This is a genomic window from Streptomyces sp. JLBG701 (assembly GCF_058544905.1).
In genome coordinates, this window is record NZ_CM178588.1 from 298,274 (window position 1) to 313,641 (window position 15,368).

At 70.0% G+C, this 15,368-nt stretch carries 16 protein-coding genes and 1 riboswitch; of the genes, 9 read left to right on the top strand and 7 right to left on the bottom strand.

All coding sequences use genetic code 11. The features are described 5' to 3' along the window. Window positions 1–11 precede the first annotated feature (11 nt). Window positions 12–569: a MarR family winged helix-turn-helix transcriptional regulator gene (locus AC5DRG_RS01540; protein WP_491807490.1), complete on the bottom strand. Its 558-nt coding sequence runs from the start codon at window positions 567–569 to the stop codon at window positions 12–14. Window positions 570–598: 29 nt separating this feature from the next. Between AC5DRG_RS01540 and AC5DRG_RS01545 the strand changes: the two genes are divergently transcribed. Continuing rightward, entirely contained in the window at window positions 599–1,234 is a 636-nt protein-coding gene (locus AC5DRG_RS01545; RefSeq protein WP_491807491.1) for a non-oxidative hydroxyarylic acid decarboxylases subunit B, read from the top strand. A 101-nt stretch (window positions 1,235–1,335) separates the two neighbouring features. Continuing rightward, window positions 1,336–2,799, top strand: a complete 1,464-nt coding sequence (locus AC5DRG_RS01550; RefSeq protein WP_491807492.1) for a UbiD family decarboxylase — start codon at window positions 1,336–1,338, stop codon at window positions 2,797–2,799. Window positions 2,800–3,344: 545 nt separating this feature from the next. Here AC5DRG_RS01550 and AC5DRG_RS01555 read toward each other — a convergent pair. The 3 genes from AC5DRG_RS01555 to AC5DRG_RS01565 are packed head-to-tail and all read right to left on the bottom strand — an operon-like array spanning window position 3,345 to window position 4,043. Continuing rightward, window positions 3,345–3,587, bottom strand: a complete 243-nt coding sequence (locus AC5DRG_RS01555) for a PaaX family transcriptional regulator C-terminal domain-containing protein (protein WP_491813393.1) — start codon at window positions 3,585–3,587, stop codon at window positions 3,345–3,347. After that, window positions 3,481–3,870 (bottom strand): hypothetical protein, encoded by a 390-nt coding sequence (locus AC5DRG_RS01560; protein WP_491807493.1) that lies wholly within the window; start codon window positions 3,868–3,870, stop codon window positions 3,481–3,483. Before AC5DRG_RS01560 ends, AC5DRG_RS01555 begins: the two co-directional genes overlap by 107 nt. Next, on the bottom strand, window positions 3,819–4,043 hold the full coding sequence (locus AC5DRG_RS01565) for a hypothetical protein (RefSeq protein ID WP_491813394.1): 225 nt from the start codon (window positions 4,041–4,043) through the stop codon (window positions 3,819–3,821). The genes AC5DRG_RS01560 and AC5DRG_RS01565 overlap by 52 nt, the downstream gene beginning before the upstream one ends. Window positions 4,044–4,310: 267 nt before the next feature. Here AC5DRG_RS01565 and AC5DRG_RS01570 point away from each other — a divergent pair, with 267 nt between their 5' ends. Both AC5DRG_RS01570 and AC5DRG_RS01575 read left to right on the top strand, forming a co-directional pair. After that, a complete protein-coding gene (locus AC5DRG_RS01570) occupies window positions 4,311–6,086 on the top strand; it encodes a CocE/NonD family hydrolase (protein WP_491807494.1) in 1,776 nt (591 codons plus the stop codon). Window positions 6,087–6,515: 429 nt separating this feature from the next. Next, on the top strand, window positions 6,516–6,785 hold the full coding sequence (locus tag AC5DRG_RS01575; RefSeq protein WP_491807495.1) for a hypothetical protein: 270 nt from the start codon (window positions 6,516–6,518) through the stop codon (window positions 6,783–6,785). Between the two features lie 291 nt (window positions 6,786–7,076). Here the strand turns inward: AC5DRG_RS01575 and AC5DRG_RS01580 are convergent, their stop codons facing one another. Further along, window positions 7,077–8,618 (bottom strand): aldehyde dehydrogenase family protein, encoded by a 1,542-nt coding sequence (locus AC5DRG_RS01580; protein ID WP_491807496.1) that lies wholly within the window; start codon window positions 8,616–8,618, stop codon window positions 7,077–7,079. A 176-nt stretch (window positions 8,619–8,794) separates the two neighbouring features. Here AC5DRG_RS01580 and AC5DRG_RS01585 point away from each other — a divergent pair, with 176 nt between their 5' ends. The 3 genes from AC5DRG_RS01585 (at window position 8,795) to AC5DRG_RS01595 (ending at window position 12,763) form a co-directional block, all read left to right on the top strand. Next, window positions 8,795–9,817, top strand: a complete 1,023-nt coding sequence (locus AC5DRG_RS01585) for a PucR family transcriptional regulator (protein ID WP_491807497.1) — start codon at window positions 8,795–8,797, stop codon at window positions 9,815–9,817. A 129-nt stretch (window positions 9,818–9,946) separates the two neighbouring features. After that, entirely contained in the window at window positions 9,947–11,110 is a 1,164-nt protein-coding gene (locus AC5DRG_RS01590; protein ID WP_491807498.1) for an NAD(P)/FAD-dependent oxidoreductase, read from the top strand. A gap of 6 nt (window positions 11,111–11,116) precedes the next feature. Beyond that, entirely contained in the window at window positions 11,117–12,763 is a 1,647-nt protein-coding gene (locus AC5DRG_RS01595; protein ID WP_491807500.1) for a choline dehydrogenase, read from the top strand. A gap of 28 nt (window positions 12,764–12,791) precedes the next feature. On the opposite strand, the gene AC5DRG_RS01600 is transcribed toward AC5DRG_RS01595, so the two are convergent. Together AC5DRG_RS01600 and AC5DRG_RS01605 are read right to left on the bottom strand one after the other, a co-directional pair. Then, complete coding sequence (locus tag AC5DRG_RS01600) at window positions 12,792–13,229, bottom strand: MerR family transcriptional regulator (protein ID WP_491807501.1); 438 nt, start codon at window positions 13,227–13,229, stop codon at window positions 12,792–12,794. Window positions 13,230–13,258: 29 nt separating this feature from the next. Next, window positions 13,259–14,275 carry an MDR family NADP-dependent oxidoreductase gene (locus AC5DRG_RS01605; protein WP_491807502.1) on the bottom strand — a complete coding sequence of 339 codons (1,017 nt, stop codon included), beginning with the start codon at window positions 14,273–14,275 and terminating at the stop codon, window positions 13,259–13,261. A gap of 207 nt (window positions 14,276–14,482) precedes the next feature. Then, window positions 14,483–14,592: riboswitch (SAM riboswitch) on the top strand. Between the two features lie 78 nt (window positions 14,593–14,670). Here AC5DRG_RS01605 and AC5DRG_RS01610 point away from each other — a divergent pair. Continuing rightward, window positions 14,671–14,745, top strand: coding sequence for a putative leader peptide (locus AC5DRG_RS01610; RefSeq protein WP_491812943.1), 75 nt, complete (start codon window positions 14,671–14,673; stop codon window positions 14,743–14,745). Window positions 14,746–14,932: 187 nt separating this feature from the next. Further along, window positions 14,933–15,334 (top strand): ABC transporter substrate-binding protein, encoded by a 402-nt coding sequence (locus tag AC5DRG_RS01615; protein WP_491807504.1) that lies wholly within the window; start codon window positions 14,933–14,935, stop codon window positions 15,332–15,334. Window positions 15,335–15,368: the final 34 nt, after the last annotated feature.

A 15,368-nucleotide genomic window follows, 5' to 3' on the forward strand; every position in this document is an offset into this window, starting at 1 on the left:
CGTCGGCGCCGTCAGGCCCGGCGCGGACCTCGGCGGCCATCCCGGCCGGCGCCACTGATGTGCCGCAGGGCCTCCAGGAGCGCATCGCCCTCCGGACTCGACAGCCCCTGAAGGGCGGTCTCGTCGACCTCGTCGGCCAATGGACGGAGCCGCGTCACGGTGGCGACACCTTCGCCAGTGAGCGAGAGCAGCTTGCGGCGGCGGTTGCCCGGGTCGACCTCGCGGGCGAGCAGACCTCGCTGCTCCAGGCGGTGCACCAGGGGGGCCAGGGTCGCGGGGTCGATTCCGGTGGTCTCGCCGAGCCGGGACTGATCGATCCCGGGACGCTCACGGACGACCTGCAGAACCGCGAACTGCGGCGGCGTGATGTCGCCCACGATTTCATGCCAGATGGCGGTGTAGCTCTGCAGGGCGCGGCGCAGCATGTGCAGCGTCGACCTCTGCAGGGTCTGCGGCGAACGGTGCTCGGCGATGGCGGTCTCCTGAGATCGGCACGGCGGGTGCGGGTGACGGGGGACATTGTCGTCGGGGTTGATTCTGACAGCCGTCAGAGTAATATCTTCGTACACGAACCATTCGTACACGATAGGAGAAGGTCATGCGACGGCTGGTCGTGGGAATGACGGGTGCCACGGGAGCCGTGCTCGGCATCCGACTGCTCCAGGAACTGCGTCAACAGCCCGATGTGGAGACCCACCTGGTGATGAGCCGCTGGGCCCGCGCCACCATCGAGCTGGAGACCGACTGGACGGCACGCGAGGTGGCCCGGCTCGCCGACGTCGTACACGGACCGGACGACCAGGCGGCGTCGATCTCCAGCGGATCGTTCCGCACCGACGGCATGGTCATCACCCCCTGCAGCGCCAAGACGCTCGCCGCGATCCGGGCCGGGTACGGCAGCGACCTGATCGCCCGCGCGGCCGACGTCCACCTGAAGGAACAGCGGCGGCTGGTCCTGGTGGTGCGGGAGACCCCGCTGTCGAGCATCCACCTGGAGAACATGCTGGCTCTGTCCAGGATGGGCGTCAGCCTGCTGCCTCCCATGCCGGCCTTCTACAACCGGCCCGCGAGCGTCGACGACGTGGTCGACCACATCGTCGCCCGGATGATGGACCAGTTCGGCCTCGACAGCGAGCGCGCGGTCCGCTGGTCGGGACCCGTCACCGCCCGCGCCGACCGGCCCCGACCGCTCACCGCCCTCGACGGCACCGCCCCCGGCCAGGCGGCTGGCTGAACCACTGCCGGACCCCGGCAGGGACGGCACAACCCGCCATGTCCCGCGCCCCACGCCCCGCGCCTCAGCATGCCTGGCCCGCCCCTTTGAAAGGAACTCCCATGCCCCACCCGAAGGATCTCCGCGCCTACCTCGAAGTCCTGGAGGAACTGGGCGACCTGCGCACCGTGGACCGGCTCGTCGACCCGGACCTGGAGATCGGCGCGATCATCCGCCACTCCTACGAAACCGTCGCCCCGGCCCCCCTGTTCACCAACATCAAGGGCACCGCCCCCGGCTACCGGCTGCTCGGCGCCCCCGCCGCCCTCAGCTCCACCCCCGGCCGCCCCCTGGCCCGTATCGCACTCTCCCTCGGCCTGGACGCCGACGCCGGCGCCCGCGAGATCGTCGACGCCCTCGCAGACGCTCGCACCCGCGAACCCATCGAACCCGTGCTGGTCGACAGCGGGCCCTGCAAGCAGAACATCCTGCTCGGCGAGGACGCCTCACTCGACCGGTTCCCCACCCCCCTGCTACACGAGGGCGACGGCGGCCCCTACGTCAACACCTGGGGCACCATCATCTGCCGCACCCCGGACGGCTCCTTCACCAACTGGGCCATCGCCCGCATCATGATGATCGACAGCAAGCACATGACCGGCCTGGTGGAGCACCCCCAGCACATCGCCTACGTGTGGCAGCAGTGGGCGGAACGCGGCGAGCCGATGCCGTTCGCCCTGGTCCAGGGCGGCGATCCGGCCCTGCCCTTCATCTCCGGCATGCCGCTGCCGGACGGCGTCGAAGAGGCCGGCTACCTCGGTGCGCTGCTCGGCGAGCCGATGGAACTGGTCCAGTGCGAGACCTTGGACCTGCAGGTCCCCGCGAGCGCAGAGATCGTCATCGAAGGGCACCTGTCCGTCGAGCGCACCGGTGCCGAGGGACCGATGGGCGAGTTCGCCGGCTACCGCCCGGACAGGACCTCCATGCAGCCCGTCTACACCATCGAGGCCATCACCCACCGCGACGATCCCATCTGGCCCACCGTAGTCGAGGGCGAACCGGTCGACGAGTACCACACGGCCTGCGGCGTCACCATCTCCGCCGAGCTGCTGGCTGTGCTGCGCGCGGCAGGCCTGCCCGTCACCTCCGCGTGGATGCCCTTCGAGGCCGCCACCCACAACCTGGTGGTCAGTGTGGCCGCGGACTGGCGCGACAAGCTCCCCGGCGTCTCCAGCGGCGAGTTCGCCCAGCGCATCACCGACGTCATCGACGCCCAGCGCATCGCGATCCACCTACCGCGCACCTTCGTCCTCGACGACGACGTCGACGCCTCGGACGTCCGCGAGCTGACGTGGGCGCTCGCGACCCGGGTGCACCCCACCGGACGGCGCATCGTGCGCGAGGGCATGGTCCTTCCGCTGCTGCACATGTACACGCCCGAGGAGCGGCGCGTCTCCAAGGGCCCGAAGGTCACCTACGATGCCCTGGTCCCCTCGGTGGAGGAGGGCCGTGAGGGCCGCAGCTCCTTCCGGTTCATCTTCCCGCAGGAGATCCAGCGACGCGTCCTGGAGCACTGGAGCGAATGATCCCGGCGGTCGCTCGCTCTCCTCGCGGGCCTGACCCGGCAGCGACTCGAGCACCCCAACTCCGGTCGACCCGGCGGAAGTCCGCCGAGTTCCGGCGAATCATCCCGCGCCCAGACCCGTCCGGTCGCCTCGCGTCCGCACAGTGAGCCTGGTCGCGTCGGCACCGAGCCGGCGCCTGCCGCTTTCGGCGGCGGCTCCACCGTCGTGCCAGCCCTCGCCGTAGACCGCGCCCGCTCGGAGGGAGCCGACCCGTCCCACTCGATCACCTGGCACTGCGCCCCGGCGACGGCGCCGGGGCGCATGGCGCACATGAGCTCATCGGCGGGCCTCAGCACTCAGACCTGCGGCCGCTACGACCGCGTGGATCTGGATCCGGGCATTGACGGCGACCGTCTGGTATTCGGAGACTCGATGGAGCGGATCACTGCTGAACTTGTGCGCGCACATCGTTATGCCATTCCGCCGTCAGGCCGATATGACCGTTCCGTCGGCGCCCGATGGTGGAATTGAGCTGGTCAGCCGTCCGCTCCAGTACCCATCAGCCTCTACAGCTGTTCGTCTGCGCGCGGGCCGAGTTGTGCCTCAAGCCGCTGGAATGTCCGGGTGGAGCGTTCCGCAGGCCAGTCCCTGTCCAGGCAGGCGGCGGGCAGTCCGGGGTCGGTGCGCAGCAGCCGCCCCCAGTCATTGTTGAGCAGTAGCAGCTGGGAGAGGGCTTCGGTGGACCGGGGGGTCCGTGGTTTCCCAGCGGGCCAGGAAGCCGAGGTGCGCGGTACGCAGGGCCTCCAAATCCCAGGCCGCGTACACCAGTTGCCCAGGGCTGCTGGGCGAGGTGGGGGTGCCGTGGAAGGCCTGCATCAGGCCGAGCGCCTCCCCGGGGAGGATGTCGCCCAGCAGTTCCTCGACGTCGATCCGGCCCGGTGCGACCCAGAGGTTGGCCTGGACTGTTCCGAAGCCCGCCCAGGAGAGCCGGTGTTGAACCTGGTAGCGCACGTTGCGCAGGCTCTCCGGAACAGGACGGTTCAGGACCGTCCAGATGGCCTCGGCGTGATCGAACGGCGCGAGCGAGAACATCCGGTCCCGGCCCCGACGCAGCAGCGCCGGGCGTCCTCGGTCGGTTCGAAGGAGCTGGTGCGGCCCTGCTTGTGCCTGGCGAGCAGGCCGCGGGCGGCCATGCGTTTCAGGGTCGTGTGCATGGCCGAGCCGGAGACGCCCAGCGCGCCCAGCACGGCCGCGAACGCCTGGATCGGAACCGGCTACCCCGTCTTGCCCCTGGGCTGCGCCCGGCCGAGTACGTGCAGACCGAGGAAGTCCAGCACGAGTTCTCGGAGCACAGGGGAGGGCGAGGTCTCGTCCTCGAATGATGCGCTCATGCAGAGATCGTACGGAGCCCGAGGTCAATATGGGTCACCATTTTGTGTTGACGAGAAAATATGCGCCATGTTTTGGTTGAGTGAGTGACCCCCGGACGCACCCGTCAGGTGGTCGGCCACGGAACCGAAGGTGATGCAGTCATGGACGTACGCAAGCACGACAACCTCGACTTCGAGGTGCACTACAGGCCGGCCACCCCACTGGACCGGTCCAATCCCCCGATCCCGGACCTCGCCCCGGGGACCCGGATCGTCCCGGCCGGCAGCGTCAACGCAGAGGGTGCGCGCCCCGTCCCGGTCAATATCGAGGTCCTGGAGGACGTGGCGATCCCGCTGCGCGACGGGGCGACGCTGTACGGAGACGTCTACCGGCCGGCCGGCGCTGGACCGGTCCCGGTGATCCTGGTCTACACCCCGTACAGCAAGCGCGGCGGGCTGTGGAACACCAACATGGCGGTCACCAACTTCGGAGCACCCGCCGACTCTGTCTCCGGACTTCAGTCCTTCGAGGCCCCCGACCCGGGCTACTGGTGTGAGCACGACTACGCGGTGGTCGTGGTCGACTCGCGCGGCACCGGCCACTCGGAAGGCGACTTCATCTTCCCGAGCACCGCGCTCGGCAGGGACGTGTACGACACGGTCGAGTGGATCGCCGCCCAGGAATGGGCGACGGGCAAGGTCGCGATGGCCGGCAACTCCCAGCTCGCCATGGCACAGTGGGCGGCGGCGGCCGCCCGGCCGCCGCATCTGACGGCGATCGCACCGTGGGAGGGCGGGACCGACGTCTACCGTGACGTCGTCGCGCGCGGCGGCATCCCCGACACGGTGTTCCACGACGAGGACATCCTCGGCTGCCTCCACGGAACGGGCCGCTTCGAGGACTTCACCGAGATGCTGCGCCACCACCCGACCTACGACGCGTACTGGGCCGACAAGCGGGCCGATCTGTCCGTCGTGGACATCCCGGTCTACCTGGTGGCGAGCTGGACCAATCCCCTCCACCCCCGCGGCACGCTCAACGCGTTCAACCAGCTGGGGACCGACGACAAGTGGCTTCGGCTGCACAACAACCATGAGTGGCTCGACCTCGTCGCTCCGGAGAGCGTCGAGGACCTCAGGCGCTTCTTCGACCGCTACCTCAAGGACGAGGACAACGGCTGGGAGGCCACTCCGCGCGTCCGGTACGCCGTGCTCGATCCGGGAGGCAAGGACGACACGCACCGGATCGCGGACTCCTGGCCTCCGGTGGCCGTCACACCGACGACGCTCTATCTCGACGCAGCCAGTGGCCGGCTCACGAAGGACGAGCCCGCCGCCGAGTCGTCCGTCTCCTACGCGGCGACCGATCCCACGGCGTCCGCGACGTTCCGGTACACCGTCGAAGAGGAGACGGAACTGCTCGGTCCGCTCAACGTCCGGTTCTGGATCGAGACCAGCGAAGGAAACGACCTCGACCTCTTCGCCGCCCTGTACAAGACCGACGCCGACGGAAAGCCGCTCTTCCACTTCGTGTTCCCCGCGCTGAAGGAGATGGTGCTGTCCCTCGAGCAGGACGGCAAGCTTCCGTCCGCGCTCGCCTACCCCGGTCCGCTCGGGCGGATCCGCGCCTCCCACCGGGCCCTCGACCAGCAGAGGTCGACGACGCTGGAGCCGTACCTCTCCCACCAGCAGGAGGACCTCGTCGAACCCGGGGTACCCGTCCAACTCGACCTGGGACTGTGGCCGACCGGGATGCTCATCCACCCCGGTGAGAACCTCGTCCTCGAAATCGCGGGGCACTTCGCGGGGCCGATAACGGCAGCGCGGACGGGCCAGGCCGGTTTCACGACCGAGCTGCCCACCCGAAACGCCGGCAACCACACGATCCGCACCGGCGGACGATTCGACTCCCGCGCGTTCCTGCCCATCGTGCCGTGACCCAACCAGCCTCCAGGCCTCAGAGGGGTGCTCATTCCCCGGGCGCACCGCCGCCTCACACGCGGATGCGGGCCATCCGCTGAGATCCAGGGGGTGCGGCCGGTCAGCGCCGAGCAACCCGGCCCTTGCCGGGCCACCGACGACATGCCCATGGCCGCCCCACCAACTGATGCCCGCCTCATCCCGTCACCCCGCGAACCGCATTTCGTCGGTAGCTCTCTCAGCCCCCGCCGAGGCAGCAGCACGCTGAACCCTCCTGCCCAGAGCGGCCGTTGGCTCACTCCTTCGAGTGCAGTCAACGGCCGCTTCCCGTTGCCTCATGAGACAGCTGAGTCGCGAAGAACACGCCCACGGCCACCTGGTCCCACGCACCGCACGCGGCGGCCTGGCCCTTCCCTGGACCGAGCGGCACGCAACTGAGACGGCACGATGAGCCGGACATCGTGGAAGGTCGCGATCGAGATCGGCGGCCACGTCGTCCGGGCCCGCACCGCCCCCAGCCGCCAACCCGACTCCGTCGGTCTGGGCGTCGTCGACCCAGCCACCGGAAGCCCGCTCATCGGCGACATCACTGTGCGCCGGTCACCGAGCGCGGTTGGTCGGCGGCCCGCGCACGGTCACCCTGGCGAGCACAGGGGGACGATCGACGGGTGGCGCCGACCGTCCTTCGGCATCCTGCGCTGTGCGGTTCCCTTCTGAACGCCGAGCGGTGCGGAGCATTCGAGCCGTCAAAGCGCGAGCGTTCCGCCCAGGGCGTCCGTAAGGAGGAAGCGGAGGGCTCCTTCAGTGACCGGGCGTGGGTTGGCGTAGGGCTGCGCCTGTGCCTGGGCGGTGATCGCGTCGAAGTCGTGCTCGGTGACGCCCAGTTTCGCGAGGGAGCGCGGGGCGCCGAGGCCGGCCGCTGCTCGCGCGAGGTGCTTGGGTACGTCATCCGAGCCCAGGGCGCGGCCGCGCCGTGACCCGGTCCTCCCCTGCAGCCGCGTCAGCCGATCAGGCCGCCGGCCACGGCGTACGCTCCGGCCGCTCGGGGCGCTTGACAGTCAGGGGGCTGGTGAACCGGATCAGGTTCCACACCGTGCCCACCTTGTCGTTGGTGCCCGAAGCGCGGGAGCCGCCGAACGGCTGCTGCCCGACCACCGCACCGGTCGGCCGGTCGTTGATGTGGAAGTTGCCGGCCGTGTACCTCAGAGCATCGCAGGTCTGGGTGATCGCCTCCTCGTCGACGGCGAAGACCGCGCCGGTGAGGCCGTAGGCGGTGGACTCGTCCACGAGGCGCAGGGTCTTCTCCCAGTCGGCGTCCTCGTACACGTACGCGGCCGTGACGGGGGCGAACAGTTCCTCGGTCATGAACGGCGAGTGCGGGTCGGTCACTTCGAGGAGGGTGGGGTCGACGAACCAGCCCACCGAGTCGTCGGTGGTGCCGCCCACGACGACCAGGTTCTCGGCCCGTGCCCTCGCCAGAGCCCCGGCGTGTTTGGCGTGCTGGCGGGCGCTGATAACGGCGCCGATGTGGGTCCCCGGCAGGGTCGGGTCGCCGACCACGAGGCGCCGGGTCAGCTCGACGAGCCGTTCCTTGAGGGCGGGCCACAGGCTGCGCGGGATGTACAGCCGCGACGGCGCGGAGCACTTCTGCCCCTGGTAGTCGAACGCGCCGTGCACGCAGGCCACCGCGAGGGCGTCCAGGTCGGCCGAGGGGTGGGCGACGATGAAGTCCTTGCCGCCGGTCTCCCCGGCCACGCGCGGGTAGTTGCGGTAGCCGTCGGCGTTCTCGCCCACGGTGCGCAGGATCTGCCGGAACGTGGCGGTGGAGCCCGTGAAGTGGACGCCGGCGAGGTCGCGGTGGGTGAGGGCGGCCGGGCCGAGCTCGGCGCCGCCGCCGTGGACGATGTTGACGACCCCGTCGGGCAGGCCGGCCTCGCGCAGCAACTGCAGGGACAGGTGCGCGGTCAGCGCGGCGCTCTCGGCGGGCTTCCACACCACCGTGTTGCCCAGGAGGGCGGGCGCGAACGCAAGGTTGTTCGTGGAGACGAAGTTGAACGGCGAGACCGCGAGGACGAAACCCTCCAGGGGCCGGTACTCGACGTGATTGCGGACGCCCTCCGGCGAGAAGGGCTGTACGTCGTACATCGCCCGCATGTTCGCGACGTTGGCCCGGATCAGCTCGACCGTCTCGGCGACCGCGTCGCCCTCGGCCTGCCCCTGGGTCTTGGACAGTTCGAGCATCGCCGCGGCGGTGAGCCGCTCGCGCCACGGCCCGCCGTTCTCCAGCATCTCGGCCGCCCGCAGGAACGGTGCCGCGCGCTCCTCCCGGCCGAGCCGGCCCCACCGGCGGGAGGCGTCGGTCGCCGCCGCGACGGCCTCGGCCACGTGCTCGGTGGAGGCGTGGTGGACCTGCCCGAGCCGGACGGCGTGCTCGTGCGGGGTGACGATGGGCAGGGTGCGGCCGGTACGGACCTCACGGCCTCCGATGAGGTTGGGCACGTCGTGGGCGGCGGTGCGGACCTCGGCGAGCGCCGCGGCGAGTTCGGTCATGGCAGGGCTCCGATGGCGGTGTCGATCCGGTGTGACTCGACCCTAGGAGCGTCCTTGCCTGCGGGCTTCGGAGGCGGTGTGGAATCTTCGACCGCCCTTCATACACTTGTCGAACCGGCCAGGTCCTCGCCTTACGAGCCCGGGCGCGGGCCGACGGCAGCGAAGGGGAACCTCTGATGGAGCCGGTCGACATGCAGGCCGTGGTGGACGATCTGGCGTCCACGGTCGGCCTGTCGGTACTCATCGAGGACATCGACCAGCATCCCGTCTGGTGGAGCACCCGCGGTGCGGTCGACGGCACCCGGATGAGGACGATCCTCGACCGCCGGGTGGAGCCGCCCGCCGCCGCCGTGGTGCAGCGGCTCAGGCTCACCCAGGCGACGAAGCCGGTGCACACGCCCGCGATCCCCGAGGCCGACATGTGGGCGCGATGGTGCATGCCGGTCCGCTACGAGGGCCGGGCGATCGGCTTCCTGTGGGTCCTCGACCCCGACGACGCCCTGACCGAGGCAGACCTTCCCGCGCTGGTGGACTGCGCGGAACTCGCCGCCGAAGCGATGGCGAAGACCCGCAGTTCGGCCGAGCAGCGGCACCGGCAGCGCGGCGAGCTGATCGACCGCCTGCTGCGCGGCCCGGACCAGGACGCCGCGCGTGAACTCACCCGGCTGGAGAATCTGCCGTCCGACGCGTGTGTGCAGGTCGAGGCCCCGCCGGCGGCGGGCGGCTGGCCGCTGCCCGGTGCCATGAGCGCCCATGTCGTGGGCGGCCGCGTGCGGAACGCGACGAGCGGCGGCGCGGTGCCGTTGGCCGACCTCGGTGAGGCGGTCCGCCGGGCGGCGGCCACCCGCCGTGCCCTCGCCGCCGGCGCGCGGCTGGACAGGGTGTCGTGGGACCAGCTGGGCGCCTGGCGGTTCATCGTGGAGGCCCCCGACTCCCTGACCGTCGCGCAGGTGCACCCGGGCGCCGAGACACTCCTCGAACAGTCGCGCGACGACCTGATGACGACGGCCCGCGTCGTCCTCGACCACGGCGGAGAGGTCGCCGCCGCGGCCGAGGAACTGCACGTCCACCGCACCACGCTCTACTACCGCCTGAACCGGATCAGCGAACTGACCGGCGTCGACCTGCGCTCCGGGGCCGGCCGGACCAGCCTGCAACTGGCCCTGTGGCTGGCCGCCTATCGCAGCGTCGAGGAATAGGGCGCCCGGGTTCGTCATCGACAGCGCCACGGGCCTCGCCACGGATTCGACAGATGTCGAACGCCCTGGAAATCTCTCCTCTCTGCCGTGGATGCGGCCGCCGGACGACCCGGCCTAGCGTCGGCTGGCATGAGAACCGACATCGTCGTCATCGGCGGAGGGGCGATCGGTGCGGCCGTCGCCTACTACACGAAACTCCTCGACCCGAGCGCCGAGATCACCGTCGTGGAACGCGACCCCCACTACGACCTGGCGTCGACTCCCCGCGCGTCCGGCGGGGTGCGGCGGCTGTTCCACCTCCCGGAGAACATCGAGCTGTCGAAGTACAGCATCGACTTCTTCGAGGAGTTCCCCGAAACCATGGCGGTCGACGGGGTCGAGGCCGACATCGGCTTCAAGAAGAACGGCTACCTGTTCATCGTCCCGCCCTCCGAACGCGCCCCCCTGCAAAGGAACTTCGACATTCAGCGGGCGGCGGGCTGCAACGTCGTCTGGCTCGAACCGGACGAGCTGAAGCAGAAGTTCCCGTCCATGTACGTCGACGATCTGGGGTGCGCCGTGTTCTCCCCGGACGACGGCTGGCTCGATCCGCACAGCGTGCTGATGGGCTTCCGCAACAAGGCCAAGTCGCTCGGCGCCCACTTCGTGGCGGACGAGGTGACCGGCCTGGTCCGCGAGGGCAGCCAGGTCACGACCGCCGTATTGAAGTCCGGGCGGCGGATCGACGCCGCCCAGTTCGTCAACGCCGCCGGTGCCTGGGCGAAGGACGTCTGCGCGATGCTCGGCATCAAGGTGCCCATCGAACCGCTACGGCGCTTCGAGCACTACTTCGAGTCCCAGGACCCGATCGAGCCGCTGCCCTACCTCAAGGACACCCAGCGCCTCGCCTTCCGCCCCGAGGGGGGCGGCTACTCCGGCGGCGTGCCGACGCTCGCGGAGCCGCGCGGCTACAACTTCGATGTCGACCGCGGCTACTTCGAGAACGCCGTGTGGCCCGCCCTGGCCCACCGCTTCCCACAGTTCGAGCGGACCCGCTGCACCAGCACGCTGCCGGGCCTGTACGACCAGAACGACTTCGACGGCAACGTCATCATCGGCCCCGGCGCCGACGGTCTCGCCAACTTCCACCTGGTCGCCGGCTTCTCCGGCCACGGCCTGATGCACGCGCCCGGCTGCGGCCGCGCGATGGCGGAGCTGCTGGTGAAGGGGTCGTACCAGACCATCGACCTCACCCGCTTCGGCTGGCAGCGCCTCACAGACGGCGCGCCCCTCCCCGAACAGGGAATCATCTAAGGAGCCATGGAGTCAGTGGACGTGAAGTTCGACTACATCGTCGTCGGCGCCGGCTCCTCCGGCTGTATCGTGGCCGCCCGCCTCACGGAGGACCCCTCGGTGAAGGTACTGCTGGTGGAGGCCGGTGGCTCCGATCGCCACCTCTTCATCACCATGCCGGGCGGCCTGCCGTTCGTGTACCAGAACAAGCGGATCGGCTGGGGCTACCAGTCCGGCCCCGAGCCGCACCTGCACGGCAAGTTGATCGACGAGAAGGCCGGCAAGGTCATCGGCGGCTCGTCGTCGATCAACGCCATGATCTTCAACCGCGGCAACCCCATGGACTACGACGGTTGGGCGGCCGACGGCCTCAAGGACTGGGACTACGCCCACTGTCTGCCGTACTTCCGCAGGATGGAGACGTTCGAGGACGGCCCGGACGAGTTCCGCGGCGGCGACGGCCCGCTGCACATCAGCCGGGCCAAGGCCGAGCACAAGCTGTACGACGCGTTCCTGCGCGCCGGTGAGCAGAGCGGCTTCGAGGTCACGCCGGACCACAACGGCTACCGGCAGGAGGGCATGCACATCGCCCAGTCCTTCATCCACGACGGCGTCCGCTGGAGCGCCCCGCGCGCCTACCTGGGCTCCGCGATGCGGCGCCCCAACCTCACCGTGCTGCCCAAGACCCTGGTGACGCGAGTCCTCGTGGAGAACGGCGCCACCACCGGTGTCGAGTTGGCGGGCCCAGACGGTCCGCGCCGCGCCACCTGCGAACGCGAGGTGATCCTGTGCGCGGGCGCCGTCAACACGCCCAAACTACTGCTGCTCTCCGGCATCGGGCCCGCCGACGACCTGCGTGAGGTCGGCGTCGACGTCGTGGCGGACGTGCCCGGCGTGGGCCGCAACCTCCAGAACCACCCCGGCGTGGACATCCAGTTCGGCACCGCGCACGAGGACTCGCTCACCGCCCAGCTCAACCTGTTCGGCCGGGCCAGACTGGGCGCCGAGTGGCTGCTGCTGCGCAGGGGCCTGGGCGCCACCAACTTCTTCGAGGCCGGCGCGTTCCTGTCCACCCGCGACGACCTCGACTTCCCCAACATGCAGTACGAATTCCTGCCGCTCACCCGGAAGCTGGTGAACGGCAAGCTCGTCCCGGTGCCCGGTTTCCAGGTCTGGATGGACCTCTCGCGCCCCGAGAGCCGCGGCTACGTCAAGCTGCGGTCGAAGAACCCGGCCGACGCGCCGCTCACCGTCTTCCACCACTACGTGGCCCGCCGGGACCTGAAGGACATGATCGACGGCGTACGGCTGATGCGGGACCGGGTGGTCGGCCAGTCCGCCATGCAGAAGTTCCGGCCGCAACAGCTCAACCCGGGCCCGGACGTGAGCGGCGACCGCGACCTCGAAGCGTGGATCCGCAGGGCCACCGGCACCTCGTACCACCCGTCCGGCACCTGCCGCATGGGCGTCGACGCCGAGGCCGTCGTGGACAGCGAGGGCAGGATGAACGCGGTATCCGGCCTCCGCATCGCCGACGCGTCGATCATGCCCAAGGTCGTCACCGGGAACCTGAACGCCCCTGTGATGATGATGGCCGAGAAGATCGCGGACCGGATATGCGGCAGGCAGCCGCTCGCGCCGTCCGGCGCGGTGTACTACCGAGCGGGACGATGAACCGTCCGCGACGGCAGTCACAAGCTCCCTAGGAGCACTGTGTCCTGCCGTCCTCGGGGACAGGGCCGATGAGTTCGCCGACCAGGGCGCCGAACCGTTCGTCGAGCTGGCCGGCGAGGCGGTCGCGCAGGTCCGTCAGCCGGCGGATCCGCGCATCGAGTTCGGCCAGTCGCCGCAGGGCCACCTGGGGGACGAGGCACGTGTCCGAGTCGGTGTCGACGCGGGGCGGGGGCACCGGCGGGCCGTCGGGCAGTGCGTCGAGGATGTCGACGAGGATTCGTACATCGCCGATGGTGAGGCCGGAGTCCAGCAGTTCGCGGACGGCGCGCAGACGGCGTACGTCCTCCTCTCCGTACTCACGCTGTCCTGACGACGTTCGCCGTGCCGTGAGCAGGCCGCGCTGCTCGTAGTAGCGCAGGGTACGAGGGGTGACGCCCAAGGCCGCGGCCGCGTCGCCGATGCGCATTCCATCCTCCAGGGGCAGGTGTCCAGCGGCTACAGCTCCACCACCACCGTGCCGATGTGGCGCCCTTCGAGGAGTTCCATGAGCGCGCGGGGCGCCTGGTCGATTCCCGACAGGCGGGTGTGCGGAATGGTGATCGTGCCCTCGCGGAGGGAACGGGCGAACACCTCCGGGTATTCCGCCAGTGCGTCCCGGTGGTGGGTGCCGTTGATGCCGCGGATCCGGACGCCCCGCAGGATGAGCGAGTAGGTGTCGATCTCGACGGATGCCGTGACCTCGCCCAGCACTTGTGCGGAGAGCGCTCCGACCAGGCCCACCCGGGCACCCGGGCGGGCGAGGGCCAGCGCGGCCTGGAGCTGCTCCCCGCCGACGTTGTCCACGACCGCGTCGATGCCCTCGGGGGCCGCTTTGCGCAGCTGCTCCTCGATCGGACCGGCTCCGCGGAGCACGACCGCGTCATACCCCAGTGTCTCGACCAGGTAGTCGGCCTTGTGTTGTGAGCTGGTGCTGCCGATGACGCGCGCGGCCCCGCGGAGGCGGGCGAACTGCCCGGCCAGGGTGCCGAGTCCGCCTGCCGCGCCGGAGACGAACACCGTGTCCCCCTCCCGCACCTCGGCTCCCCGGACGACGCCGATCCACGCGGACGGCCCCTGCGACAGATGCGCCACCAGGTCCGGCAGAGCCGCCAGGTCGACGGGCTGCACGGTGCTCATGTCCACGACCGCGTACTCGCGGAACCCCGACCAGTGCGACACCAGGTCACCGGGGCGCAGTTCCCCGCCGGGAGCCGTCACCACCTCGCCGAGGGCCGGAGCCGACAGTGGCCGGCCCACTTCGAACGACGGCAGCGGCATCCCGGCGTCCTCCTTCATCAGAGTGCGCAGTGAGGCGGCAACGCTCATCATCCGATTGCGCACCAGCACCTGTCCGGGTGCCGGCTCGGGGACGGGGACCTCCGTCACGGTGAAGTGGTCGGGGCTGAGGGCGCCTTCGGGACGGGAGGCGAGGCGGACCTCGCGGTGAGTGGCGGGGATGGGCGATGCGGACATCAACGGGCTCCTGACCGGTCGGAGGAGGACCGCACACCACGTGCGGCGCCCACCGACGTTAGGAGTTGACGCACACGTCAAGGTCAAGCCGGGGAGGGGCACTCTCAGCCGTCCCCGTGACTTCGCAACTGTCCTTTGATTGCCGCGAGTTGTCCGATTCGATTGCGATATTGACGGATAGAGAAGCCGCTCCGTAAGATCGCGAGCGGCATTGAGTGTCAGCGTCAAGCCCTGGCTCGCTGATCGGCAACCCTCCTCCGCGGTGGGGTGCTCCAGGTGAAAGCCCGGCGGGGTCACCGATCCCGCAAACGCGTGGCCCGGTGATCGGGCCTGAGACGGGGAGGACCAGCGTGCGGCACACCGGCGGCAGTCTGAGTGCCTCGATCGCGGCTGCGGTGACGTTCTCCGGATTCTCGCGGCGACGCCACATCGATCTGCAGCGCTTCACCAGTTGCCTGTGTAGCGGCTGACGACACCCCCTTGCCGGCCGGCGTTCGCTCCCGGCCCTGGTAGGCGCAGTCACCGTCACGCCGTCATCGGCGCAACCTTTCCCCTTTGAACGGTGTCGACCCGTCCCCGGTCGGCGCCTTCCACGCATCGCCGCGCCCTGCACCAGCACGTGTGCGGTGACTTTGACGTAGGAGAACCCCTTCCGTGATGTCACATCCGGATTTCCGACCCGCCCGATGGTCGGCACTCGCCGCCCTGGTGACCGGCAGCCTCCTGCTGAGCGCCTGCTCGTCGAGCAGCAGCGCAGGCTCGGGCAACGGCGACTCCCAGCCCCGGTCCGGTGGCACCCTGACCTTCGCGGTGGGTTCCGACGCCGGCTGCGTGGATCCGCAGCAGGTGGGCAGCAACGACACCATCTACTCGCTGCGTCAGATCGTGGACTCCCTGACCGACGAGGACCCCAAGACCGGCAGGATCGTGCCGTGGCTGGCCAAGAGCTGGGACATCAGCGCGGACACGACGACGTTCACCTTCCACCTGAGATCCGGTGTGACCTTCAGTGACGGATCGGCGCTGACCGCGCAGGTGGTCAAGGACAACGCCTGCTGAAGGCGGCCGAGGACAGTCCGCGCCGGGTCGCCGA

Excerpts from the sequence above, each read along its gene's own strand:
- AC5DRG_RS01545 (WP_491807491.1), top strand. The coding sequence starts at position 599 with ATGCGACGGCTGGTCGTGGGAATGACGGGTGCCACGGGAGCCGTGCTC.
- AC5DRG_RS01550 (WP_491807492.1), top strand. The coding sequence starts at position 1,336 with ATGCCCCACCCGAAGGATCTCCGCGCCTACCTCGAAGTCCTGGAGGAA.
- AC5DRG_RS01560 (WP_491807493.1), bottom strand. The coding sequence starts at position 3,870 with ATGTTCTCGCTCGCGCCGTTCGATCACGCCGAGGCCATCTGGACGGTC.
- AC5DRG_RS01570 (WP_491807494.1), top strand. The coding sequence starts at position 4,311 with ATGGACGTACGCAAGCACGACAACCTCGACTTCGAGGTGCACTACAGG.
- AC5DRG_RS01575 (WP_491807495.1), top strand. The coding sequence starts at position 6,516 with ATGAGCCGGACATCGTGGAAGGTCGCGATCGAGATCGGCGGCCACGTC.
- AC5DRG_RS01580 (WP_491807496.1), bottom strand. The coding sequence starts at position 8,618 with ATGACCGAACTCGCCGCGGCGCTCGCCGAGGTCCGCACCGCCGCCCAC.
- AC5DRG_RS01585 (WP_491807497.1), top strand. The coding sequence starts at position 8,795 with ATGGAGCCGGTCGACATGCAGGCCGTGGTGGACGATCTGGCGTCCACG.
- AC5DRG_RS01590 (WP_491807498.1), top strand. The coding sequence starts at position 9,947 with ATGAGAACCGACATCGTCGTCATCGGCGGAGGGGCGATCGGTGCGGCC.
- AC5DRG_RS01595 (WP_491807500.1), top strand. The coding sequence starts at position 11,117 with ATGGAGTCAGTGGACGTGAAGTTCGACTACATCGTCGTCGGCGCCGGC.
- AC5DRG_RS01600 (WP_491807501.1), bottom strand. The coding sequence starts at position 13,229 with ATGCGCATCGGCGACGCGGCCGCGGCCTTGGGCGTCACCCCTCGTACC.
- AC5DRG_RS01605 (WP_491807502.1), bottom strand. The coding sequence starts at position 14,275 with ATGTCCGCATCGCCCATCCCCGCCACTCACCGCGAGGTCCGCCTCGCC.
- AC5DRG_RS01615 (WP_491807504.1), top strand. The coding sequence starts at position 14,933 with ATGTCACATCCGGATTTCCGACCCGCCCGATGGTCGGCACTCGCCGCC.